The sequence below is a fragment of the Peribacillus frigoritolerans genome, assembly GCF_004358755.1.
Lineage (GTDB): Bacteria > Bacillota > Bacilli > Bacillales > Bacillaceae > Bacillus_P.
Map to the genome: position 1 here is coordinate 62,066 of NZ_SMZY01000005.1, position 24,105 is coordinate 86,170.

Genomic DNA, 24,105 nt, shown 5'->3' on the forward strand with positions numbered 1-24,105 from the left:
TTAAGCATAACGGATAAACTCATGCTGATGAAGGACTTCACTGTACTCATTAAGGAGTCCTTCAAATATGCTGTCCCATGTTTGACTAAGGGCATAAGCACGAGCACTCATTCCCATCTGATACCTCAAAGCATCATTTTGCAAAAGAGTTTCAATGGCGCTGATGAACTCTGAGGCAGATCCTGAGCTGCATAAATACCCTGTTTTTCCCTGCTGGATAATGTTTTTTACTCCGCCTGAGTCTGCCCCGATAACAGGAGTCCCTGCAGCGAATGATTCAAGAACAACGTTTCCAAAAGTTTCGGTAGGTGAGGGAAAGACAAATAGATCAGAGCTAGAATAGATCTTTGCAAGCTTTTCGCCGCTTTCGTAACCGGCAAATGTCATATTGTCCGGTGCATCTTTCATCATTTCTTCTTTGGACGGTCCATCCCCGACAATTAAAAAGTGGACTTTGCTTTTTATGTGCAGAGGAAGCTGGTGAGAGATCTTCATTAATGTCTGAACATCTTTTTCGGGAGCAAGCCGTCCAACATAAGTTAAGATGAATTTTTCTCTTATTTGATATTCCAGCGTGACTTCTTTCCGCAGATAGTTAGGATGAAATAATTCGCAGTCTACACCCCTGGACCATATATGGACATTTTCAAATCCCTGATGAAGCACTTGCTGCTTTGTTTCTTCAGAAGGCACAAAGATTTTCTCCAAAGGCCTGTGGAACCAATGCATATATTTCCATAAAATCTTTGAGAATATCTGAAGATCATAAAACTCCAGATATTGATCAAAGTCCGTATGATATGAACCGACAATGGGGATATTTAATTTCTTGGCATAATGCAGTCCGCATAAACCAATGTTAAAAGGAGTGGCTACATGAATAATGTCAGGCTTAAACCTGGTGAGCTCAGACTTTACTTGCAGCATGTTCGGCCAGGCAAGCCTGCATTCCGGGTATAAAAAAAAGGAAGAACTCGCAAACCTGTGGATATGGCTTGAAAAAAGAGATTCCTTTGTGCTTTCGGGAGCAAAAACTTTGTATTCATGCCCTTTGCTTTCTAAATAATCGGTAAGACGTTTTAACGTTCTCGCAACACCATTTACATCCGGTGCAAACGTGTCTGTGAATATCGCAATTTTCATCTTATCCCTCCATAAATCAGTTACAGTAGCCTGAGTTTATTTCAAATTCAGCTGGAACTTAGAGAATCAGAGAAGCCCCGAAATATTTATTAATAAGAAGAAAACAAGTAATGCCTGCTGTAGTGCCGAGTAAACAACCTGCCAGGACATCAGAAGGGTAGTGCAAGCCCAGATACATTCTTGAGACACCGATGATGATTCCAAGCGGCAGAAGCAGGATGGCTGACTGAGGGAGGATGAAAATAAAAGGAATAATAACTGAAAATATTGCTGTTGTATGTCCTGATGGAAAAGAATGATCTTCTAACGGGTTTGCCGTTACTTTTATTTCTAATAAAGCAAGATAGGGACGTTTCCGCGGATAGCGTTTTTTGACAAATGCTACAGGCAGATGACTAATGAGCAGTGCTGCTGCACTTGCGATGGCCGCGATGCGTGTTTCGCCGCCCGTCATAAATATAAGCAGCAGACAAATGGAAATCGTGAAGGTAGCTCCGCCAATATGTGTAATATTGCGGAAAAAGCAATTCATAAATTTCCGGTCAAAATGCCGGTTAACACTGCGGAACAATCTGCATTCGAAATCGTACATGTTTTCCATTAGTTTGGTCATCAATCGGATGCTCCTTTTCAACACTGTTTAACCACATTGTAAAACACAAATATTTAGCAAATAATAAGGAAATGTAAAATTCACAAGTAAATTATTTACAAAATAACACCAGGATAGTTTAGAACAGCCTTAACCATACTAAAGCTATTTTCACGAAAAGATTTAAGGAGCTGATAAATTTCAGCTAATAAAAAAACCGTGAAATCGCAGACAAGGGCAATTTCACGGAAATACGCAGATGAAAACACCCTTTACTCGGTGTTAACTTATATGAAGAGAGAGGATCATTTATTCTTGGTTCTCCTGAATCTTCTTGTAATATTGACCTTTTTCAGCATACTCGCGGCGAATGCGCTCCATGTCTTTTCGATCTTCCTCATTTAATTCGCGGACTGCTTTGGCAGGTCTTCCGAACGCAAGTGTGTTTGGCGGAATCTTCTTACCTTGGGGGACTAAGCTGCCAGCACCAATGAAAGCACCTTCGCCTATTTCTGCACCATCGAGTATAATGGAACCCATCCCGATTAATGATTGCTTTCTAATAATCGAGCTATGTAAAATGACTTGATGGCCCACAGTTACCTCATCTTCAATGATAAGAGGAGCATCCGGGCTTTGATGAAGACAGCACTGATCTTGTATGTTAACCCTGCTTCCAATAACTGTAGGTGAAACATCGCCTCTTATCACCGTATGAAACCAGATGCTTGATTCATCACCAACTATGACGTCACCGGTAATTACAGCGGAATCTGCGATAAATGCCGATTTTGAAATTTGCGGAAAGCTTTCTTTATAAGGGTATATCATAAATTAAAATCTCCTTTATATATGTAAAATGTACACATCGTTATTATAGCAAACTAAAACTTATTTTCTGAAAAGAAAGGTGTGAACAAGATCGTGTGGAAATGGGAATGTGAAGACCCGAATCCTAAGGGTGTTATCGTAATTGTGCACGGTGCAGCAGAACATCACGGACGTTACCGCTGGCTCGTTGAAATGTGGAAGTGCTCCGGATATCATGTCATTATGGGAGATCTCCCAGGTCAAGGGACATCGACGAGAAGACGGGGTCATATTCTGTCATTTGACGAGTATATCACGGAATTTAATGTATGGGTGGATGAAGCACGTAAGCTTGGATTGCCTCTTTTTTTACTGGGTCACAGCATGGGCGGGCTGATCGTCATACGGGCTATGCAGGAAAAACACCAGCATATAAACGGTGTTATTTTATCTTCACCATGCCTGGGCCTCGTATATAAGCCAAGTAAAGCGATGGAGCTGATTTCTAAACCATTAAACATTATTGCTCCGGCATTGAGAGTTGATTCCGGCTTATCTGTAAGTATAGCTACAAGAAATAAAGAAGTGAGAGACGCCGATGAGAATGATACACTTTATGTGACAAAGGTGTCCATAAGATGGTATCGTGAATTAATTAAGGCAATTGAGCAGGCGCATATTAACGTGAAGAAGTTTCCTGATTTACCCCTTCTTGTTATGCAGGGCGGGGACGATAAAGTGGTTGACAGCTCGGCTGTTAAGACATGGTTCAACCGTGCTGCTTTGTCAGAAAAAGCTTTTAAAGAATGGAAAGGCTTTTATCATGAAATTTTTAATGAGCCTGAGCGGGATCAAGTATTTAAGTATGCTCAATCATTTGTGGATGCACATTTAGAGAGGTGAGAATAAAGAGGTGATCTTATTGACGGCAATACCGCAGCACCCGCTGCGACTAATGGCGAAAATTTATAAAGATATTTTTCCGATTGTGCATACCCATCTAAATGGATGGAGAGAAAAAGCAAATCAGATTCAAAATGCGGAACTAAGAAACCAGGCGCTGGCAAGTATAAATGATAAATCCTTCCACTGTGAGGGCGGAGGGATTTTTGGCCTTTTATCAGAGACAAACAAGCATGAATGCATTGAATTTATTGTAGCTTATCAGACCATAAGTGATTATCTTGATAATTTATGCGACCGAAGTACATCGCTTGATCCATTGGATTTTGCCATGCTTCATCAATCAATGAATGATGCACTGACTGTAGGAGCACCCCTGAAGAATTACTATTCTTACCGCACCGATCAAAATGACGGCGGATATTTGCACGCACTCGTATCCACTTGCCAGAATATATTAAGCAGACTCGGTAACTACTCTCTTATTTCTGAGCATCTGCTCGAATTGTCCTGTTATTACTGTGATTTGCAAGTACATAAGCATGTAACTATGGATGAGCGCATTCCAAGGCTTGAAACATGGTTTGAAAAAAACAAACAGGGATTGCCGGACATGAAGTGGTATGAATTTTCTGCATGCGCAGGATCAACTTTAGGCATTTTTTGTCTGGTCTCTTACGCATTCCGGGATGATTTCAGCGAAAAAGAAGCATTCCGCATCCGTGAAAGCTATTTTCCGTACGTTCAAGGCCTGCACATTCTGCTCGACTATCTAATTGATCAGGAAGAAGACCGGATCGGCGGAGATTTGAATTTCTGCAATTACTATGAGACCGAGAAGGAAATGATGATGAGGCTTGAGCATTTCATCCTTCAGGCTGAATCAAACCTCAGCGGAATTCCTCATGAAAACTTTCATAAACTTATTCACAGAGGACTGCTTGGTGTTTATTTATCCGACGAGAAAGTAACGTCAAGAAAAGACCTCGGGAAGCTTGCCAGACAGTTAATTAAACTTGGCGGAAAAACGTCTTCGTTCTTTTATTGGAATGGACGGGCCTACCGGGCTATTCAGAAAATGGCTGCCAGAAGCTCTTAAGGAAAAGAGACCGGGATTTTTTTCCCGGTCTCTTGCTATGCCTGCATTTTTTCAATTGCTATTACAAATGGAGCACTGTTCTTTTGATTAAGAAATTGATATTGCAGAACGTGCGCCTTTTTTTGATCGAGCTGTCCTGCATATTCTAATAGAGCATCACGTTCCATTTTCCCGCCAGGGTGACCGTGATATATGACAAGAATGATGACTCCGCCCTGCTTCATCATGGAAAAGAGCTGTTCAATTGCTCCAATCGTTGACTCTGGCTTCGTGACGATTTCTTTGTCGCCGCCAGGCAAATAGCCTAAGTTGAAGATTGCAGAAGCTATATTTCCTGAGACAAACGCCGGCAAGCAGGCAGCTGCCTTTTCATGACTTTCTTTGAATAGTGTCACGCGGTCTGATAATGAGTGTTCTGACAGTTTTGCTGATGTAGCCAAAATGGCATCATCCTGAATATCAAACCCATAAACATGCCCGGTTGCACCGACAAGATCTGCGAGAAAAACCGTATCATGCCCGTTTCCGATTGTCGCATCTATTGCAATGTCACCTTCAGTCACTGCCTTGGATAAGATGGATTTTGCAAAAGGAAGCACCCGTTCTAATTTCATTCTGCGATTACCTGTTCTTTCTGAAAATATTTTCCCTGATAACTGCCCCGTGCTTTAAGTTCTGCATCAATGGAGTTCAGAACATCCCACTTATTCACACTCCACATTGGCCCAATCATTAAATCAATTGGTCCATCCCCTGTAATCCGGTGAACAATCATTTCCGGAGGCAGAATTTCAAGCTGGTCGCATACCAGGCTAACATAGTCTTCTTTTGTTAAAAATTCCACTTTTCCCTTTTCAAACTGCTTTACCATTGGCGTCCCTTTTAATAAGTGAAGAAGATGGATTTTAATCCCCTGGACATCCAGTTTTGAAACGGCACGGGCTGTTTCCATCATCATTTCATTTGATTCAAGCGGAAGACCGTTAATAATATGGGAACAAACCCGAATGTTATGTTTGCGGAGCTTTTCTACGCCTTCTTTATAGCATTCATAATCGTGAGCACGGTTTATAAGCAGTGCTGTCCGCTCATGAACAGTCTGCAGCCCGAGTTCGACCCAAAGGTATGTTCTTTTGTTTAATTCGGCAAGATACTGAACAACATCATCGGGAAGGCAGTCAGGCCGTGTTGCAATAGATAATCCGACAACGCCATCCAATTTAAGAACAGATTCAAATTTCTCACGCAGGACCTCAACTGGTGCATGAGTATTTGTATATGCTTGAAAATAAGCCATATATTTGCCGTTCTTCCATTTTTCGTGCATTTTATCTTTTATTTGATTGAATTGAGTAACAAGATCCTCTGCCCGGTTTCCTGCAAAATCGCCTGAACCGGCTGCACTGCAAAATGTGCAGCCGCCGTATGCTGCTGTACCGTCGCGATTGGGGCAGTCAAACCCTCCGTCTAATGCTACTTTAAAAACTTTATGTCCAAAGTGATTTCTTAAATGATAATTCCATGTATGATACCGTTTTTCATCTGCTGCAAATGGAAAAGGGTTTATCTGCTTCAAACTAGAAAAACCTCCTTAAATCGTAAATAGCCATCAGAGCATTTTATCATGGTGTTTGTCTCCCTGACAAACACATGTGCCGTCATTTCCAATTGTTTTTCCGTAATTTGAATGCTGAAATTGAGCAAACTATCCGTAATGAAGTGAAATGCTTCATTTACTTATAGGGGGTTTGCAAAATGGCAACAAGACAATCTGTAACTGAATGTCTCGACCGATGCACAAATACGTATGACTATGCCAGAAATCAATATGCTGAAGGATCTAAGCAGGAGCATTACAATGACACAGAGTATTCACAAGCTCAGCAAATGCTTGAGGATGCGGTAAATGAGTGCAATTCTTTAACATTAAGCGCCGACGATCAGCAAAAAGAGCAGCTTTACAGAATGCGCCTTCAGCTTCAGCAGCTTCAAAATGAAATGATTTTACTGGATCATTAGGAGGACTGTGTCAGATGAAAAAACGTTCAAAACAGAATAATCCTGAACAAAAGACAAGAAACGGCGCAAATAATCAGGATGTTGAATTTGGAAAAGATTTCGATCCTGTTAAGCAATCCAAGAAAAAGTACGAGCAGCAGGGACAGCCTGTAAAATCAAAACAGCGTTCAGAATAAGAATGAAAACTGCTTCCATTATGGAGGCAGTTTTCATTTTTTTAGGCTCTTTTCTTAAGGCTTGTTGTTTTAGGCTAGAACATGCGGTTGAAACCACTTTTTAATGCAAAAACCAAAATTGTGGAATCATAACATGCGGCTGATTCCACGTTTCAGTGCAAAAACCAAAATTGTGGAATCATAGCATGCGGTTGATTCCACCTTAAAGTGCAAAAACCAAAAGGGTGGAAACAAAGCAAGCGATTGATTCCACGTTTCCGTGCAAAAACCAAAAGGGTGGAAACAAAGCAAGCGATTGATTCCACGTTTCCGTGCAAAAACCAAAAGGGTGGAAACAAAGCATGTGGTTGATTCCACCTTAAAGTGCAAAAACCAAAAGGGTGGAAACAAAGCATGTGGTTGATTCCACCTTAAAGTGCAAAAACCAAAAGGGTGGAAACAAAGCAAGCGATTGATTCCACGTTTCCGTGCAAAAACCAAAAGGGTGGAAACAAAGCATGTGGTTGATTCCACCTTAAAGTGCAAAAACCAAAAGAGTGGAAACATGACATGCGGTTGATTCTACTTTTCTGCACAATAACCAAATTTATAGAGGGAATCAAAAACAACAATCTATGCGAAAACAGCCTTTTTTTTAAAAAAGCAATTGACAATGTATGTAAAAAAATATAATGTACTAAGTGTACTATATAACATAATACACCTAGTACATTAGAAACTATATATATCCCGGTTAAAGAAAGAAGGGAGACCGATGATTCACATTGATCCGCGCAGTTCAACAGCAATCTATGAGCAAATCATACAGCAGATGAAAGAACTTTGTTTAAAGGGAGTTTTAAAGCCAGGTGAAAAACTGCCGTCTGTAAGGGAGCTCTCAACAATGATTATTGCCAATCCAAATACAGTGAGCAAAGCTTATAAAGAATTAGAACGGGAAGGCATGATTGAAACATTAAGGGGCAGAGGAACCTTTGTATCCGAGAATGCCCAAATAACATTGGATCAGGGGAAGATGGAGATGATTAAAGAACAGTTAAAACCGCTTATTGTAGATGCGGTATATGCAGGTGTGGACATTGAAATCCTCCATAGATGGATTGAGGAAATCAGCAGGGAAATGAGAGGTGGAAAAGATGATTGAGCTGAAGAATCTTTCGAAAACGCTTGATGGAGAAAAAGTTCTTGATTCCATCTCACTGAAGCTTGGCAAGGGAGAAATATTTGGATTACTTGGCCGGAATGGTTCAGGGAAAACAACGATTTTACGGTTGATTCAGCAAATTATTCTCCCGGATGAAGGTGAGATTTTGTTTGAGGGTGTCTCTATTAAAGAAAATCCTCTTATCAAACGAAAAGTCATTTTCGTGTCTGTTCAGAATCCTTTCTATGACAGATACACATACAGGGAACTAGTGCGTATTCTAAAGCCGCTTTATCCTGATTTTGATGTGACCTACTCAAATGAACTGATCAACAGATACGCTATTCCTGAAACGAAAAAATACCGTGAGCTTTCAACAGGTTTGAAAAAACAGCTCGCCCTGATTCTTGCATTTGCGACCCGGCCTGCAGTGATTCTCCTTGATGAACCGACAGACGGCATCGACGCTGTAACACGTCATGATCTCCTGCAGCTGATGATAGATGAAGTTGCAGAAAGGGAAACGGCTATTCTCATAACATCCCATCGGTTAGAAGATATTGAACGAATTAGCAGCCGCATTGGTTTTTTGGAAGGGAAATCTCTTACAAATGTGATGGAAATGGACGCAGTTAAAGAAGATTACATGAAAATTCAGGCTGTATTTGAAGAGGATGTTCATCTGAAAATCAGAAAACGGAACATCTCAATTCTAGATTATACGGGTGTCTTTTATACCCTTCTTCTAAAAAGAGATGACGAAGAGAGTCAGAATTGGCTGAGAGCACTGAATCCTAAAGTGTGGAATCAGCTTCCGGTCAATTTAGAAGAAGTATTTATCGCTAAGTTTGGAGGGAAGCGGAGATGGTAGGAGGAGGTCTTTTTGAAAAAGAATTTAAGCAAGTAAGAACACTTTTTCTCTTCTTGTTTATATTTAATTCGTTCGCATTGCCATTTGCCATTTGGTCACAGTATTCAAGTTATATGGAATTTTTGAAAAAGCATCCAACCTATACTCTGGAACCTTTTGTCATTCGATTTGGGGAAGATCCGATTCTTTTCATCAGCACCTTATTTCTCTTTTTTATTGCTATTAATCAAATGGGAACAGAACGGGCTAAGGGAATAATGGATTTTACTTTAGCACTGCCGTATAAGAGGTCGAAAATATTCTTTGTGAAATGGATTTTAGCTATTGGAATAATCGTATTTTCTACACTCATTTCGCTGATTTTATCAGGCAGCTATATCGAATGGCACGATATCGCTGTTTCAGAGCCTCTGCTTAATTATTATTTTATCTACTTTTCTTCCCTTACTATGTTTTATACTTTGACCTTGTCAGCAGGAGCACTTACCGGAACACCATTTGCGCAGGGGCTGACAGCAATCAGTGCTTCTGTTCTGCCGCTGCTGTTTACGTTTGTTATTGGGATGAATGTCGAGGCATTCAGGATTGTTTCCTATCCAGAAATGGAAATGTTGTATGAAGCAGGGTTATTACTTACTCCGGCTCTTCAATTTTTCGGGGGGACGTTCTTTCGGGAGACCGCATCCGCTTACAGGTACTATTTCGCCATTCCAGGCAGTATGGCGATCATTTTCTATCTTATTGGTTATATTTCGTTCATTAAGCATCCAAATGAGCGAAACGGCAATTTCTTTTTGTGGAAACAGCTGAATTTACCAGTTCAAATAATAGTTATTCTGCTCGGTGTGCTTGGTTTCAGTTCAATGGGATACGGTATCTCTAATGAAAGTTTTACAGGCTATATCTTAGGTGCCATTATTGGTGCAGCAGTCAGTATCATACTTGGCTATTACTTGATTTATAAAAAAACAAAGCAGTCATAGGAGAGGGAAACATGATAAAAGTTGAACATTTAAGTCACTCCTTTAAGGTTGGGAAAAAAGGCAGTGAAAAAGAAATTCCGGTCTTAAAAGATGTAACACTTGAAGTGAAAAAAGGGGAAATTGCATCGATAGTCGGCAGAAGCGGTTCCGGAAAATCGACTTTGCTGAATCTTGTATCCGGTTTTATTCCGCCGTCAGCCGGCAAGATCCTGGTAGACGGTACAGTTGTGACAGATTTCAATGAGAAGGAATGGGCTGAGTTCAGGTTAAACACTTTCGGGTTTATTTTTCAAAGCTTTCAGCTGATACCCAGCCTGACGACTTTTGAAAATATAGAACTTCCTTTGACATTAAAGGGCATACCTTCGTCTGAACGCAAAACAATCGTGACAGAGATGCTTTATCGCATTGGACTGGAAAACCATTCATCCCATTATCCGAATGAACTTTCCGGAGGTCAGCAGCAGCGTGTTGGAATTGGCCGTGCTTTAATTACTAATCCGGAAATCATCCTGGCTGATGAGCCGACAGGAAGCCTTGACAGTGAAACAGAAAAAGAGATTCTTCTGCTGATCAAAAAATTAAACGCTGAAAAAGGTATTACTTTTTTCATCATCACGCATGATGAGGAAGTAGCTGCCTACAGTGACCGCAGATTTGAGCTTCAAGATGGTGTTCTAAAGGAAGGAGTTGTTCCGGTTGAAATTTAAAGACCAGCTAAGCTTAGTGAAACGCAATATGAAGAAAAACCGGATGCGGGTATTTATGACCATCCTTGCTACAACGATAGGCTGCGCCTTTTTAATTGTCCTTGCGTCTGTTGGATTTGGCATGCAAAAAAGTATGCAGGAAGAGCTGTTAAGTGCACAAAAACTGAATGAAATTCAAATCAGCGGAAAAGAAACAGACGGCAAATATGAAGAGACTGGAGCGGCTCAGATAAATGAGCTTGAGAACATGAAGAATGTTGCAGCAGTAGTGAGAAGATCAGGTGTTTCTCCAACTGCTGAAAAAGCCGTTAAGCTTTCAGACAGGACATCTTATTCTGCGAACCCCATTCTCACAAATATGGAACAGGAGCTCAGAGGGAATTTAGAACTTGAAACTGGAAGTATTCCAAAAAATGATAATGAAGTAATTGTGGGCTATCACTTTGGGAAAGCCCTGCTTACTGAAGGAGAAAGAAAAACACAGAATGAAATCGATCAAAATTCGGACTCAGCTCTAACACCGCCAGAAGGATACAGCGGGGAACTGATTGGGAAAGAAATAGTATTTTCAATGATCGAGCAAGTAGACGGGAAGTCTGCAGAAAAAAGCTGGAAGTTTAAAATCACAGGGATTGCAAAAGAGCCTGCAAGGGATTACATCGAAGATGCTTCTGTCTATATCAGTGAAAAATGGAAACCTGAAATGACTGCTTTTGCTGAGACGGCAGATGGAGCTTCAGAAATTGAAATGGCTGAGTATGATCATGTACTTGTTTATACAACAAGTATTGATCATGTAGAAGGAGTCACTGAAGCATTAAAAGAAAAGGATTATCTCGTGTATTCAATTACCGAAGAACTGGATAATTTGAATTTATTCTTTAATGCATTTAAAGCAGGACTGATTTTCATTGGAACGGTAGCAGTCCTTATCGCCTCAATCGGAATTTTTAATACGATGACCATGGCTGTGACAGAACGAACACAGGAAATTGGCATCATGAAAGCAATTGGTGCGCAGCCTAGTATAATTAGAAGAATATTCTTATTGGAAAGTGCATTTATTGGCATCCTTGGCGCATTGCTCGGAGTCGCGATTTCTTACGTAATCAGTTTGGCTGCTAATTTCGCTATCCCTCTCATCTTAGAATCGGTCTCAGAGGGAAGTATGGATGGAGTAGATTTTACCTTCTCTTCTATTCCGCTCAGCCTTGTCCTGATTGCGAGTGCGATCAGCGTGGGAGTAGCAGTTATCTCAGGCTTGAGACCTGCAGTGAAAGCAACTAACATTAATGTCCTTTCAGCATTGAGACGTGAACTATAACGAGAAGCAGGGAGTAAGCCCCCGAACCGTTATTCCTTTTCTGCTTCTTTGAACTGAACAGCGGATCCAGCATTTCTTTATTGCATTCTTCTCTAAAAAAGACTACAATCTTCAATGGATTAAAAAAGACGCGAAGGCAAACTGATGCTTTCGTGCTTTTTTGTGAGTTTTTTGAAGGAGGTTTTATCATGCCGCGTTCTTTATGGCTACTGATTATTGGCATGCTGATCAATGTAACGGGATCATCGTTTCTATGGCCTTTAAATACGATTTATATTCATGATCATCTTGGCAAATCGTTAACCGTTGCCGGATTTGTTCTGATGTTAAACTCTGCTGCGAGTGTGGCGGGAAATCTGATTGGCGGTGTTTTATTTGACCGTTTTGGAGGGTATCGATCAATCTTAAGCGGGATTATCCTTACGTTTGCAGCTATTTTAGGTCTGGTGTTTTTTCATGGCTGGCCATCATATATCGTCTTTTTGACACTTGCAGGTTTTGGATCCGGAATTGTGTTTCCTTCTATGTATGCACTCGCTGGAACTGTTTGGCCTGAGGGCGGCAGGAAGGCTTTTAATGCCATTTATGTCTCTCAAAATGCAGGAGTCGCTGTCGGAGCAGCACTTGGAGGATTAATTGCAGGGTATTCCTTTCAATATATTTTCATTGCGAATGCAGCCTTGTATGCTGTTTTTTTCTTGCTTGCATGTTTCGGATATCGAAATATAGCTGCACGTCCAGCAGCACAAACATCGATCCTGCAGCAGTCATCTAAAGTGAGAAAAAATGATAAATTTACTGCCCTTATGATTCTTTGCTCAGGATATGCACTTTGCTGGGTGGCATATGTGCAGTGGCAATCGACAATTGCTGCACATACTCAGGAGCTTGGCATTCCGCTTACCCAATACAGCTTAATATGGACCATCAACGGGGCATTAATTGTTTTTGCCCAGCCTTTAGTGAATACCTTTGTTAAGTATTTTGCGGAATCCATTAAAAAACAGATGATGATAGGATTTGTTATTTTTATCGTTTCGTTTGCAGTGGTTTCGTTTGCAGATGCGTTCAGCGGATTTATGGCTGCAATGATTATTTTGACAGTTGGAGAAATGCTTGTGTGGCCTGCAGTCCCAACGATAGCAAACGACCTTGCACCTAAGGGGAAAGAAGGTTTTTATCAGGGATTCGTCAACAGTACAGCGACAGGCGGAAGGATGATTGGTCCTCTCCTCGGCGGGGTTCTGGTAGATATGTACGGAATGAACATGCTTTTCCTCGTTTTGATAGGTTTGCTTTTCCTTGCAATGTTCACAACCTCAATCTACGATAAAAAAATGAAAGAACAGACTGTAAGTGAACCAGTAATGAATTCATAAGGAGAGAAGCGCAAACAGGCGCTTCTCTTTTTTAAATATAAGGAACGCAACCGTTTTCATATCTTTTGTGATACGATGATAAAAAAGGGTTAATGGGTGGGAGAAACCATGTTCAATCAAAGCTTTCCATATGCAAAAGAGATTTTTGAAACCGTTATTGAAAATGCATTTGCCTGGATAGTGATTGTAGATGATAAAGGGAAAGTCATTTATATGAATGAAGACTATTGCAAATTTCTCGAGGTAGACCGCAATACCGTACAAGGACAGCACGTAACGGATGTGATCGAAAATACAAGAATGCATCTGGTCGTTCAGACTGAAAAGGAAGAAATTGCAGATCTTCAATATATTAGAGGGAATTACATGATTGCCAACCGAATTCCGATCTTTGCAAACGGGAAGATTGTCGGAGCGTTTGGGACCGTTATGTTCAGAGATACAAAAGAATGGAATGAAATGAACAGCCAAGTGAGGCATCATTTATCATCTATTCAAAAATATCTTGATCAGCAGGAGCAGACGGGTGCGAAGTATACGTTAAATGATATTAAATCAAATTCGAGAAAAATTTTAGAATTAAAAGAAAAAGTAAAAGCCATTGCTGCAAGCGACAGCTCTGTTCTTTTAAGGGGCGAAAGCGGGACAGGAAAAGAATTATTTGCTCATAGCATTCATCAGCTGAGCCACCGCAATGATCAGCCATTTATTAAAGTAAACTGCGGGGCTATACCTCTGCATCTGCTTGAATCTGAACTCTTCGGCTACGAGGAAGGAGCGTTTACTGGGGCAAAAAAAGGCGGCAAGAAGGGGAAATTCCAGCTTGCAAATGGAGGAACCATTTTTCTTGATGAGATTGGAGATATGTCATTGCATATGCAGGTTAAGCTGCTTCGCGTGCTGCAGGAAAAGGAACTCGAGCCGGTTGGTTCCATAAAAAGCATTCCGCTGGATGTTCGGGTGATTGCGGCAACCAATCGTCCGCTTGAATTGATGATGAAAGAAAATCGCTTCCGGGAAGATCTCTATTACCGCATAAGTGTCATTCCGTTTAATATTCCGGCGCTTAGGGAGCGGATTGAAGATATAGAGATTCTGGTCAATCACTTCATGAAGAAGATTTCCCTGCGCACAGGCAAACGGATTATCGGCATTCATGAAGATGTGATGAATACCTTCTATCAATATCATTGGCAAGGCAACATCCGAGAGCTTGAAAATGTCATAGAAGCGGCCATTCATCTGACTGATGATGTCATTATAGGAATTGAAGCCATTCCTGACTACATCCGGAACATTCATTCCTTCGAAACGGAAGATATTACGTTAAAAGTGATGCTTGAAGAAACGGAAAAAAGAGTAATCATTGCTGCTTTAAAAAAATGGAGCGGCGATAAGCAGAAAGCGGCTAAATCTTTGGGCATCAGTAAATCAAGCATGTATGAGAAAATACAAAAATATGAGCTGACGATATAGTCCAGAATTTCGGAATGGAGTCCGGAATTCTGGACTATTCCTTTTTCTTATACAGGCCATATCGCCTACTTCATATAAAACTTGTCCAAGTTCATTTTATTTTCCGAAAAATCGGAATATTTAATGAATCTGTGAACAGTTTACTACTCTTTTTCTTCTTTTTTAAAGTTGGCACGCCTCTTGCATATATAATAGCGAGAACAAAGAAGGGAGGGTAAAAACAATTCATCAACCTTTAGCGATGCCATTAAAGGAATAAAAGATGGATCAACGCTTATGGTCGACGGATTTGGTCTTTGTAACATTCCAGAAAATCTGCTGTTTGCTCTAGTAGAAACAGAAGTTAAGATTTTGACTGTGATCTCAAGCATTGCGGTGTAGATGATTTTGAGTCTTGGACTGCTTTTGAAAAATCGTTTATGTTCAGCGTCTTATTCAAGTTGTACAGCAAAAGAAGATTGAGAGATTGACCGTTAAAAAGTGTAATGAAGGTGAAAAGGATGACAGGAGAGAAGCATACACAGAGGGAAAAAATCGCAATAAGAGATGAACAGGGAATTGAAAGCGGTTACTATGTAAATTTGGGAATAGGTATGCCAAACCTTGTCGCAAGGAGGTGATCGGCTTCAGGCGATCCTGCAAACTGGATGATTCCCGGAAAAATGATTAAAGGCATGTGCGGCGCTATGGATCTTGTGCATGGTGCGAAAAAAATTGTTGTGATCATGGAGCATGTCTCTAAAAATTGAGCTCCCAAGATTGTAAAGGAATGCTCGCTTCCTCTTACCGGAAAAGGTGTAGTAAACAGGATTATTACAGACCGGGCTGTTATAGACGTGACTGAGGATGGTCTGAAGCTTGCCCAGGTTTATGACGGTTATACTGTGGAAGAAATTCAGGCGGTGACAGAGCCTGAACTGATTGTCAGTGAACATCTTTTAAAACAGAGACAGTTGGACTAGGGGGAATGTAAATGTTAAGCATGATCGGGTTAATCGGCGGTCTGGCATTATTAATTTTTTTAACAATGAAAGGCATGAACCTGCTTGTTGCAGGTCCATTATGTGCATTATTTGTTGCGGTTCTGAGCGGAATGCCGCTGTTTCCGCAGCTTGTAGGTGAAGGGGAAGCCAATTTCGTAGGAAATTATATGACAGGGTTCTCAAGCTTTGTTACTTCATGGTACTTAATGTTCCTGCTTGGAGCCATATTCGGTAAGGTAATGGAGGACAGCGGTGCAGCAGACAGCGTTTCCCAGTGGATCGTTTCCAAAATTGGGATGAAGCGCGCTGTTTTGGCCATTGTTATTGCCTGTGCTGTACTGACATACGGAGGCGTAAGCTTATTCGTTGTAGCGTTCTCTGTGTATCCGATGGCAATCAGCTTATTCAGACAGGCTGACCTGCCCCGCCGTTTTATTCCGGCAGCACTTGCTTTTGGTTCTGTTACTTTTACGATGACTTCAGCTGGATCTCCTGAGATTCAAAACTGGATCCCAATTGAGTTTTTAGGCACAACTCCATATGCAGGCTGGGAAGTCAGCTTAATCGTTGCCATCTTCATGATGATTTTCGGCTACTGGTGGCTGAAACGAATGATCAGCAAAGCAGTGGGCAAAGGGGAAAGGTTTGAAGCGAGGGACAATGATCCTCAAAATGAAAATCGTGATTTGCCGAATCCGTTCCTTGGAATGCTTCCGCTGCTGGTCGTTCTTATCATCTCATTTATTTTCCATGATTCGTTAAAGCAGTCTGCTTTAATTATCGCTCTCCTTGGCGGTGTGATCGCGACTTATTTATTAAACAGAAAATATTTCAAATCGTTCTGGAACGCTGTTTCCGAAGGAACGATGGGTGCTCTTATAGCAATCGGAAACACAGCAGCTGTAGTAGGATTTGGCGGCGTTGCTAAAGCAGTGCCTGCATTTGAAGCCGCTGTCAATGCAATGACGAGCATCCCGGGCAGCCCTCTGATCGGCGGAGCCATCGCTGTCAGTGTTATTGCAGGTATAACAGGTTCATCTTCTGGCGGCCAGGCAATTGCCCTTCCATTACTTGCGCCTCACTATTTGGATATGGGTGTCAATGCGGAAGCACTTCACCGCACAATCTCGATTTCTTCCGGAGCGCTTGATTCATTGCCGCACAATGGGTATGTTGTTACAACGGTCCGCGCAATTTGCGGAGAATCCCATCAGGCTGCGTATGGTGCTGTGGGTGCATTAACCGTAATTGTTCCTGCATTAGGCACAATACTTGCAATCATCTTGTTCTCTCTTGGACTGGGAATTTAATACTGGAGGTTTACTATTTTGGTAAAAGATCAGGTTGTTTTTATAACAGGAGCTGCGCAGGGCATTGGCTTTGAAATGGCAAAGGCTTTTGCAGAAAACGGAGCTAGAGTAGCCCTAACAGATTTAAACGAAGAAAAAGTGGCCGAAAGTGCCGAATCCTTGAAAGCCTCAGGGTATGAGGCGATCGGTATAAGATGCAATGTGACAAGTGAAGAAGATATTGCGGCAGCCATTTCGCAGACAGTAGAAGAATTTGGAACCATTCATATCTTAATGAATAATGCAGGACTTCAGCATGTCTCAATGATTGAAGATTTCCCGACAGAAAAATTTGAGCTTCTTATCAATGTGATGCTTGTTGCACCATTTATTGCTACGAAACATGTTTTTCCAATCATGAAGAAGCAGAAATTCGGCAGAATCATCAATCTATCATCAATAAACGGTCTTGTCGGGTTCGCCGGAAAATCCGCCTACAACAGTGCCAAACATGGTGTGATTGGATTGACAAAAGTTGCAGCGCTTGAGGGTGCTGCAGACGGCATCACTGTTAATGCCATTTGTCCCGGTTACGTCGACACGCCGCTTGTCAGAAATCAGCTGAGTGATCTCGCAAAGACAAGAAACGTTCCTTTAGAAAGTGTTCTGGAGGAAGTCATCTATCCGCTTGTCCCGCAAAAAAGATTGCTTCAAGTGTCTGAAATTGCTGATTATGCATTATTTTTGGCAAGTGAAAAAGCAAAAGGAGTGACTGGTCAGGCAGCTGTCATTGATGGCGGATACACGGTGCAGTGATGAATGGTACTTATCGCTTATTCTAAAAACCGAAAAAACGTTCGGTCTAGTGAAAAAGTATGATAAATAGTTTCCTGAAAATTCCTTCTATTTAATCAAGCTTGTTTTACCTCCATTCACATATAATGGAAGTAAAACAAGCTTCTATTTTTTCATAAATCTGTACAAGCAAAGAGAAGCTTAAATATCTTGTACCTGAAGTCGCGTGCCGAAATTATTACGGCTTTAGGAAGGTGATCTTATGCTGCAGACAGTAGTTGTGGCGTCATTGATTGGGGGGTTAATGGGTTTACTCGGTCATATTAAAAAGAAAGGAAGGATAGAAAAACCAAGAATGACGAAACGGTTTATCTACTTAGGATTCTGGGAAGATATCGCAATGGGAATGACAGCTTCAATCCTGCTTGTTTTATCTACAGAACCCTCATCCTCATTTCAGCTTGTCGTGCTTTCTATTATCGCTGGGTACAGCGGGGAAGCGGTATTAAGGAGTTTTGACTTTGTCAGACAGCAGCAGGACAGCGCAGCGCAGCCAGAAAAAGACAATGAGCGTCAAGCAAAATAATCTCCTGATGACAGCAAACTCACTTCTTACTCTCTCAACATCTTACACTTCTCATTTCGCAGAAATTGAATATCTCTGCCGCCCATCATCTGATTTCCGCTTTTTTCTTTATTTAACAACTTGCATCACGGTAACAATTTCTATAAAATATAATATATAAAGGTATACGATATGAACGGAGATAAGGAATAGTAGCAGACTATAGATGCTCAGAGAATTGACGGCAGGTGCGAGTCAATCATCTATTGTATGTGAACTCGCCTTTGAGTTACAGACGTCAACTGCAGTGCTGACTGCACAGTAATGTCTGTCGTGATCCACGTTACGGATGCTTAAGTGAGTGCCTATTGCTGGCGCTAAATTGGGTGGTACCGCGGGAAATCAAACCTCTCGTCCCTTATTGGGATGAGAGGTTTTTTTCTGTTGTGCGGTTTAATCCGGGGAACAGCCGTTCAGACTGAATACTAATAGCGAAGAGCAACGCACCAATTTGAGGAGGATCTATATGAGTTTTAAGCACGAAAAAGTTGAGAAAAAGTGGCAGAATTACTGGCTTGAAAATAAAACATTTAAAACAACAGAAGACGAAGGCAAACCGAAATTTTACGCGCTGGATATGTTTCCGTATCCATCAGGAGCAGGTTTGCATGTAGGACACCCTGAAGGCTTTACGGCAACAGACATTTTGTCCCGTGTAAAACGGATGCAGGGGTTCAACGTTCTTCATCCAATGGGCTGGGATGCATTCGGTCTTCCGGCTGAGCAGTACGCGCTTGACACAGGAAATGACCCTGCTGAATTTACAGCAAAAAATATTGATACGTTCCGCCGTCAAATTCAGAGTCTGGGCTTTTCTTATGACTGGGATCGTGAAATCAATACAACGGATCCTGAATATTACAAATGGACGCAGTGGATCTTCCTTCAACTATATAAAAAAGGATTGGCATATGTAGATGAAGTCGCTGTAAACTGGTGTCCTGCACTTGGAACGGTTTTGGCAAACGAAGAAATTATTGACGGCAAAAGTGAACGTGGAGGCCACCCTGTTGAGCGCCGTCCAATGAAACAATGGATGCTTAAAATTACTGCATATGCGGACAGATTAATTGAAGACTTGGAAGAAGTGGATTGGCCAGAGAGCATTAAAGAGATGCAGCGCAATTGGATCGGCCGCTCAGAAGGTGCTCACGTTCATTTTGGCATTGACGGTCATGAACAGTCGTTCACTGTCTTCACTACCCGACCTGATACTCTTTTCGGAGCAACATATGCCGTACTTGCACCTGAGCATGTGCTTGTAAAAGAGATTACAACTGAAGATCAGCAAGAAGCGGTTGCCGCTTATATCAATAAAGTAAAAAGCAAAAGTGACCTTGAAAGAACAGATTTAGCTAAAGAAAAAACGGGTGTATTCACTGGCGCATATGCACTAAATCCCGCAAATGGCGAGAGAATGCCAATATGGATTGCCGATTATGTTTTAGTCAGCTACGGAACAGGAGCTATTATGGCGGTTCCGGCTCATGATGAAAGAGACTATGAATTTGCAAAAACATTCGATCTGCCTATTAAAGAAGTAGTAGAAGGCGGAAATGTTGAGAATGAAGCTTACACAGGTGATGGACTTCATGTAAACTCTGACTTCCTTAATGGCTTAAATAAACAAGACGGCATTGAAAATATGATTAACTGGCTTGAAACAAATAAAAAAGGCGAAAAGAAAATCACATATCGTCTCCGCGACTGGCTTTTCTCCCGTCAGCGCTACTGGGGTGAGCCGATTCCGATCATACATTGGGAAGACGGCACAATGTCTGCGGTACCTGAAGATCAGCTTCCGTTAACATTGCCGAAAACAACAGAAATCCGCCCATCCGGTACAGGCGAATCACCGCTTGCCGTGATTGAAGAATGGGTGAATGTGACAGATCCTGAAACAGGCAAAAAAGGCAGACGCGAAACAAATACAATGCCTCAATGGGCCGGCAGCTGCTGGTACTACTTGCGCTATATTGATCCAAAAAATTCAGATCATCTTGCAGACCCGGAAAAAATTAAAAAGTGGCTTCCTGTTGATACGTACATCGGCGGAGCCGAGCATGCTGTTCTTCACTTGCTGTACGCAAGATTTTGGCATAAGGTTTTATTTGACCTTGGAATTGTGCCGACAAAAGAGCCATTCCAAAAGTTGTTCAACCAGGGAATGATTCTTGGCGAAAACAATGAAAAAATGAGTAAATCTAAAGGAAATGTTGTAAATCCGGATGACATTGTAGCAAGTCACGGAGCAGATACTTTACGTTTATACGAAATGTTCATGGGGCCGCTTGAAGCCTCAATTGCTTGGTCTGAAAAAGGGTTAGACGGAGCACGCCGTTTCTTGGATCGTGTGTGGCGTTTATTCATTGAAGATAACGGGGCATTAAGTCCAAAAGTGACAGATGACATGTCTGACAGCTTAGAGCGTGTCTACCATCAAACAGTTAAAAAAGTAACGGAAGATTACGAGGGCTTGCGATTTAACACAGCTATTTCTCAATTGATGGTCTTCATCAACGAAGCATACAAAGCAACTGTACTTCCAAAAGTCTACGTGGAAGGATTTGTGAAATTATTGTCTCCGGTTGCTCCGCATCTTGCTGAGGAATTATGGGAAAAGCTTGGACATGAAGGAACGATTTCCTATGAAACATGGCCTGCTTATGACGAAGGCAAATTAGTTGAAGATGAAGTTGAAATTGTCGTTCAGGTTAACGGCAAACTAAAGGCAAAATTACATGTTCCAAAAGATGCAACACGGGAGGAAATGCAGGAAATTGCCCTTTCTGATGCTGCAGTTAAAGAACAAGTAGACGGCAAGACTGTCCGTAAAATCATTGCGGTGCCAGGAAAGCTGGTAAACATCGTAGCAAACTAGAAAAGCGGAACCGACTGTTCAGACCCGACAGACAGATAAGGATTCGGCAGAAAAGGCGCTTTTTGCCTTTGCTGGCGGATCCGTTCTGGCCGAGGGGCTAGGAGGTGTAGCTGGACAATGAGAAAAGCGGAACCGACTGTTCAGCACAGGCAGGCAGAGTAAGAATTCCCCCGAAAGTCTGGGTTTGACTGACCGAGCATTTAGAAGGCGGTTTAACATTTAAAAAAACAGTTGCAGGCGCTGATGCAGTGCCTGCTTTTTTGTTATCGCAGGATAGATGTCTTAAACTGGTATGACCTCATGCCGCTTTGGTATAATAATCTCATCTGCTAGTGAAAGGGAGTAATCTAAATGAAAGAAATTTCGACAGAAGCATTACATAAGAAACTTAAAAGCGGCGAAACATTGAATCTTGTAGATGTGCGCGAGGATGACGAAGTAGAAGAAGGCATGATACCAGAAGCAAAACACATTCGAATGGGAGAAATCCCTGAAAAGCTCGATGCTTTTGATAAAGAGAAAGAATATATCATTATCTGCCGCTCAGGCGGACGCAGCGGAAATGTCTGCGCATACCTTGAGGACCAAGGCTATAAGGTTACAAATATGGCCGGCGGCATGCTTGACTGGAAGGGCGATACTAAACGCAAAAGTGAATTAGGTTAAAGTTAAGGTAGGATCCCTGTTCAGAACAGGGATTTTTTTTATTGTTTCGGCATTTGTTGAGAAGGGATTGTTAGGACTCGCGTTCTGGAATAAGAGCCGCCAATTTGGGAGCGTAAGTTTATAGGTTACTTGCCAGATTCGTATTTTTACTTGCCGGAATAGCTTCTTTACTGGCGAAAACTGGAGAAATACTTTCCGTACTGGAGGAATTACTAACTTTTTTCCATATTACTCCCAGTGTAACGGATTAGGTTGTTCAGCATTTAAACCAACCAAACAATGAAAACGCTATCATAATCTTAGAGCAGCCAAAATACAATAAAATAAGGAGGGATGTGATATGTCTGAATATCACAAGCTTGATGTAACGGACCGGGTGCTTGCAAGGCTCCATGGGGATTTCATGGAATTGTACATTGGAAAGGAGTATATCGGGAAGCTTGTCATAACTTCTGAGGGACGGGAATATGAATTAGAAAGCGGATTTGTTGTGGAAGAGGACAGGTTTTACCGGATTTATGAACGAAATTGCGAGCTTCAGCAGCAATATGCAGAAGGGTATGATATGGGATGGTGTTAAATGTACAAGGTAGCCGTTTTTGATAAAGAGCATGAAAAAGATCTTGAACGTGAAATTAACCACTTTTTAAAATCAATCTCAGACGAACAGCTTGTGGATATTAAGTACAACGTGGCGGCTGCCTGCAATGAAGATGGCGAGCAGCTTTATTGTTTTTCAGCGTTAGTCTTATATAGAACTTAAAAAAAGGAAGCAGCTACAGGATAGCCGCTTCCTTTACATATTCTGCGGCATTTTTGCCGGCGAGTCTGCCTGTAACGAGCGCAGACGTAATGTTGTACCCTCCGGTGTATCCATGGATATCAAGAATTTCTCCGCAAAAGTAGAGACCATTCATCAATTTGGAAGCCATTTGTTTTGGATGTATTTCTTTAACGGATACACCTCCGCCAGTCACGAATGCTTTATCAATGGACAATGTTCCATGCACGTTAAACTGGAACTGCTTGCAGTCTCCTGTAAAACCGCGCAATTTCTCCATGGATAAGTTCGCAAATGTCACTTGCTGATCAATTCCGTTCCGCTCCAATAAAAAGTGAAGATAACGTTCAGACAAAAAGCCTTTTAATACATTTTTAACGGCCTTTTTAGGTTCTGCTTTTAACAGCTTCACTGTTTGCTGGAACAATTCTTCTGCATTTACATCAGGGAAAGAATCGATGCTCATCTGAATCGAAGTTGATTTAAACTTTTTCATAGCTTTTACCACATACTGACTGCAGCGCAGAACAGCAGGTCCTGAGATGCCAAAGTGGGTGAAAATCATGTCCATTTGGTGGGTCTTAATGACTTTGCCTTTAGGATTCAGGACACTTAATGCAACATTTCTGAGCGACAGCCCCTGCAATGTTTTTTCCTGAATGAACGGCTCATTTGAAGTAATCGGAACTTCTGTCGGAAAAAGCTCTGTAATGGTATGGCCGGCTTTTTCAGCCCATGCATAGCCATCCCCCGTGCTTCCTGTGTGGGGGACACTTTTGCCGCCAACTGCAATGACCACAGCGTTTGTGCTGATGTATTCTCCATTCTTTAAAAGAACTCCCGCAGCTTTTCCTTCTTTATAATCCACTGTTTCAACAGGTTCATTTGTCCGTATCGTCACATGAAGTTTTTTCAGCTGATTAAGCAGCGCATCTACAACAGATTGAGCCTTATCTGTTACAGGAAACATTCTGCCGTGATCTTCTTCTTTAAGCTGTATGCCAAGCTTTTCAAAAAAACGAATGATATCTTCATTGCTGAATTCTGAAAAAGCACTATATAAAAAACGTCCATTTCCCGGGATATGCTTTACAATTTCATCGATTGGCAGCCGGTTCGTTACATTGCAGCGTCCCCCGCCGGAAATGGCGAGCTTTCTTCCCAGCTTATTTCCTTTATCCAGCAGGAGTACATCAGCACCTTGTTCGCCGGCCGCAATTGCCGCCATCAAACCAGAAGGGCCGCCTCCGATAATGATCACATCATATTTCATTTGTTCACAACCTTTTTCTTTCTAAAAACCTTATTTCCTATCTTATTATAGCTGAATCTGGAAGAAATCAAAATACGGCCATTTTATTATCGGTTGAGCTGTGCACAAACATTATTGTTATGGCGGTTTCTTGTGTTAAAATAGAAAAGTTGAATCTTCAGAGAGAAATTGGTGATTTCATAA

General features: G+C 41.5%; 24 protein-coding genes, 2 pseudogenes and 1 other annotated feature. Of the genes and pseudogenes, 20 read left to right on the forward strand and 6 right to left on the reverse strand.

Features of this window, described 5'->3' with window-relative positions; translation table 11 throughout:
• From E2R53_RS19710 to E2R53_RS19720, 3 genes are all read right to left on the reverse strand, one after another.
• The gene (locus E2R53_RS19710) at positions 1-1,143 is read right to left on the reverse strand and encodes a glycosyltransferase family 4 protein (protein WP_133313446.1); all 1,143 of its coding nucleotides are present in this window, start codon (positions 1,141-1,143) and stop codon (positions 1-3) included.
• Positions 1,144-1,201: 58 nt separating this feature from the next.
• Positions 1,202-1,756, reverse strand: coding sequence for a phosphatase PAP2 family protein (locus tag E2R53_RS19715; protein WP_133313447.1), 555 nt, complete (start codon positions 1,754-1,756; stop codon positions 1,202-1,204).
• A gap of 288 nt (positions 1,757-2,044) precedes the next feature.
• Positions 2,045-2,566 carry a gamma carbonic anhydrase gene (locus tag E2R53_RS19720; protein ID WP_133313448.1) on the reverse strand — a complete coding sequence of 174 codons (522 nt, stop codon included), beginning with the start codon at positions 2,564-2,566 and terminating at the stop codon, positions 2,045-2,047.
• Between the two features lie 93 nt (positions 2,567-2,659).
• On the opposite strand from E2R53_RS19720, the gene E2R53_RS19725 reads away from it, so the two are divergent.
• Together E2R53_RS19725 and E2R53_RS19730 are read left to right on the forward strand one after the other, a co-directional pair.
• Positions 2,660-3,448: an alpha/beta hydrolase gene (locus E2R53_RS19725; RefSeq protein WP_133313449.1), complete on the forward strand. Its 789-nt coding sequence runs from the start codon at positions 2,660-2,662 to the stop codon at positions 3,446-3,448.
• Between the two features lie 52 nt (positions 3,449-3,500).
• Positions 3,501-4,547, forward strand: a complete 1,047-nt coding sequence (locus E2R53_RS19730; protein WP_133313569.1) for a tetraprenyl-beta-curcumene synthase family protein — start codon at positions 3,501-3,503, stop codon at positions 4,545-4,547.
• Positions 4,548-4,582: 35 nt separating this feature from the next.
• Here E2R53_RS19730 and E2R53_RS19735 read toward each other — a convergent pair whose 3' ends face one another.
• Together E2R53_RS19735 and E2R53_RS19740 are read right to left on the reverse strand one after the other, a co-directional pair.
• Positions 4,583-5,161, reverse strand: coding sequence for a class I SAM-dependent methyltransferase (locus E2R53_RS19735; protein WP_133313450.1), 579 nt, complete (start codon positions 5,159-5,161; stop codon positions 4,583-4,585).
• Complete coding sequence (locus tag E2R53_RS19740) at positions 5,158-6,123, reverse strand: TIGR01212 family radical SAM protein (protein WP_133313451.1); 966 nt, start codon at positions 6,121-6,123, stop codon at positions 5,158-5,160. Before E2R53_RS19740 ends, E2R53_RS19735 begins: the two co-directional genes overlap by 4 nt.
• Before the next feature lie 179 nt (positions 6,124-6,302).
• On the opposite strand from E2R53_RS19740, the gene E2R53_RS19745 reads away from it, so the two are divergent.
• The 18 genes and pseudogenes from E2R53_RS19745 to E2R53_RS19830 all read left to right on the forward strand — a co-directional run bounded on the left by E2R53_RS19745 (position 6,303) and on the right by E2R53_RS19830 (position 22,631).
• The gene (locus E2R53_RS19745) at positions 6,303-6,566 is read left to right on the forward strand and encodes a YtzC family protein (RefSeq protein WP_133313452.1); all 264 of its coding nucleotides are present in this window, start codon (positions 6,303-6,305) and stop codon (positions 6,564-6,566) included.
• A gap of 14 nt (positions 6,567-6,580) precedes the next feature.
• A complete protein-coding gene (locus E2R53_RS19750; protein ID WP_070876588.1) occupies positions 6,581-6,742 on the forward strand; it encodes a glycogen biosynthesis protein GlgD in 162 nt (53 codons plus the stop codon).
• Positions 6,743-7,496: 754 nt separating this feature from the next.
• A complete protein-coding gene (locus E2R53_RS19755; RefSeq protein WP_133313453.1) occupies positions 7,497-7,886 on the forward strand; it encodes a GntR family transcriptional regulator in 390 nt (129 codons plus the stop codon).
• Complete coding sequence (locus E2R53_RS19760) at positions 7,879-8,757, forward strand: ATP-binding cassette domain-containing protein (RefSeq protein WP_133313454.1); 879 nt, start codon at positions 7,879-7,881, stop codon at positions 8,755-8,757. The genes E2R53_RS19755 and E2R53_RS19760 overlap by 8 nt, the downstream gene beginning before the upstream one ends.
• Positions 8,751-9,740, forward strand: a complete 990-nt coding sequence (locus E2R53_RS19765; RefSeq protein WP_133313455.1) for an ABC transporter permease — start codon at positions 8,751-8,753, stop codon at positions 9,738-9,740. Before E2R53_RS19760 ends, E2R53_RS19765 begins: the two co-directional genes overlap by 7 nt.
• 11 nt (positions 9,741-9,751) lie before the next feature.
• Positions 9,752-10,450 (forward strand): ABC transporter ATP-binding protein, encoded by a 699-nt coding sequence (locus E2R53_RS19770; RefSeq protein ID WP_133313456.1) that lies wholly within the window; start codon positions 9,752-9,754, stop codon positions 10,448-10,450.
• A complete protein-coding gene (locus E2R53_RS19775; protein WP_133313457.1) occupies positions 10,440-11,774 on the forward strand; it encodes an ABC transporter permease in 1,335 nt (444 codons plus the stop codon). Before E2R53_RS19770 ends, E2R53_RS19775 begins: the two co-directional genes overlap by 11 nt.
• A gap of 188 nt (positions 11,775-11,962) precedes the next feature.
• The gene (locus E2R53_RS19780; protein ID WP_133313458.1) at positions 11,963-13,153 is read left to right on the forward strand and encodes an MDR family MFS transporter; all 1,191 of its coding nucleotides are present in this window, start codon (positions 11,963-11,965) and stop codon (positions 13,151-13,153) included.
• 108 nt (positions 13,154-13,261) lie between these two features.
• On the forward strand, positions 13,262-14,629 hold the full coding sequence (locus E2R53_RS19785) for a sigma-54 interaction domain-containing protein (protein WP_133313459.1): 1,368 nt from the start codon (positions 13,262-13,264) through the stop codon (positions 14,627-14,629).
• A 240-nt stretch (positions 14,630-14,869) separates the two neighbouring features.
• Positions 14,870-15,046, forward strand: a pseudogene (locus E2R53_RS19790) (CoA-transferase); the annotation flags it as partial.
• 203 nt (positions 15,047-15,249) lie between these two features.
• A pseudogene (locus tag E2R53_RS19795) lies at positions 15,250-15,591 on the forward strand (CoA-transferase); the annotation flags it as partial.
• 11 nt (positions 15,592-15,602) lie between these two features.
• Complete coding sequence (locus tag E2R53_RS19800; RefSeq protein ID WP_133313460.1) at positions 15,603-16,922, forward strand: GntP family permease; 1,320 nt, start codon at positions 15,603-15,605, stop codon at positions 16,920-16,922.
• Positions 16,923-16,940: 18 nt separating this feature from the next.
• Positions 16,941-17,717 carry a 3-hydroxybutyrate dehydrogenase gene (locus E2R53_RS19805; RefSeq protein WP_133313461.1) on the forward strand — a complete coding sequence of 259 codons (777 nt, stop codon included), beginning with the start codon at positions 16,941-16,943 and terminating at the stop codon, positions 17,715-17,717.
• A gap of 241 nt (positions 17,718-17,958) precedes the next feature.
• Entirely contained in the window at positions 17,959-18,282 is a 324-nt protein-coding gene (locus E2R53_RS19810) for a DUF4257 domain-containing protein (RefSeq protein WP_133313462.1), read from the forward strand.
• Positions 18,283-18,451: 169 nt separating this feature from the next.
• Positions 18,452-18,683: a binding site (T-box leader), on the forward strand.
• Positions 18,684-18,787: 104 nt separating this feature from the next.
• A complete protein-coding gene (gene leuS / locus E2R53_RS19815; protein ID WP_133313463.1) occupies positions 18,788-21,202 on the forward strand; it encodes a leucine--tRNA ligase in 2,415 nt (804 codons plus the stop codon).
• 351 nt (positions 21,203-21,553) lie between these two features.
• Positions 21,554-21,868, forward strand: coding sequence for a rhodanese-like domain-containing protein (locus E2R53_RS19820; protein ID WP_133313464.1), 315 nt, complete (start codon positions 21,554-21,556; stop codon positions 21,866-21,868).
• Positions 21,869-22,208: 340 nt separating this feature from the next.
• Positions 22,209-22,448, forward strand: a complete 240-nt coding sequence (locus tag E2R53_RS19825) for a DUF2553 family protein (protein ID WP_133313465.1) — start codon at positions 22,209-22,211, stop codon at positions 22,446-22,448.
• Complete coding sequence (locus E2R53_RS19830) at positions 22,449-22,631, forward strand: sporulation protein Cse60 (RefSeq protein WP_070876571.1); 183 nt, start codon at positions 22,449-22,451, stop codon at positions 22,629-22,631.
• Positions 22,632-22,644: 13 nt separating this feature from the next.
• On the opposite strand, the gene E2R53_RS19835 is transcribed toward E2R53_RS19830, so the two are convergent.
• Positions 22,645-23,922: an NAD(P)/FAD-dependent oxidoreductase gene (locus E2R53_RS19835; RefSeq protein WP_133313466.1), complete on the reverse strand. Its 1,278-nt coding sequence runs from the start codon at positions 23,920-23,922 to the stop codon at positions 22,645-22,647.
• Positions 23,923-24,105: the final 183 nt, after the last annotated feature.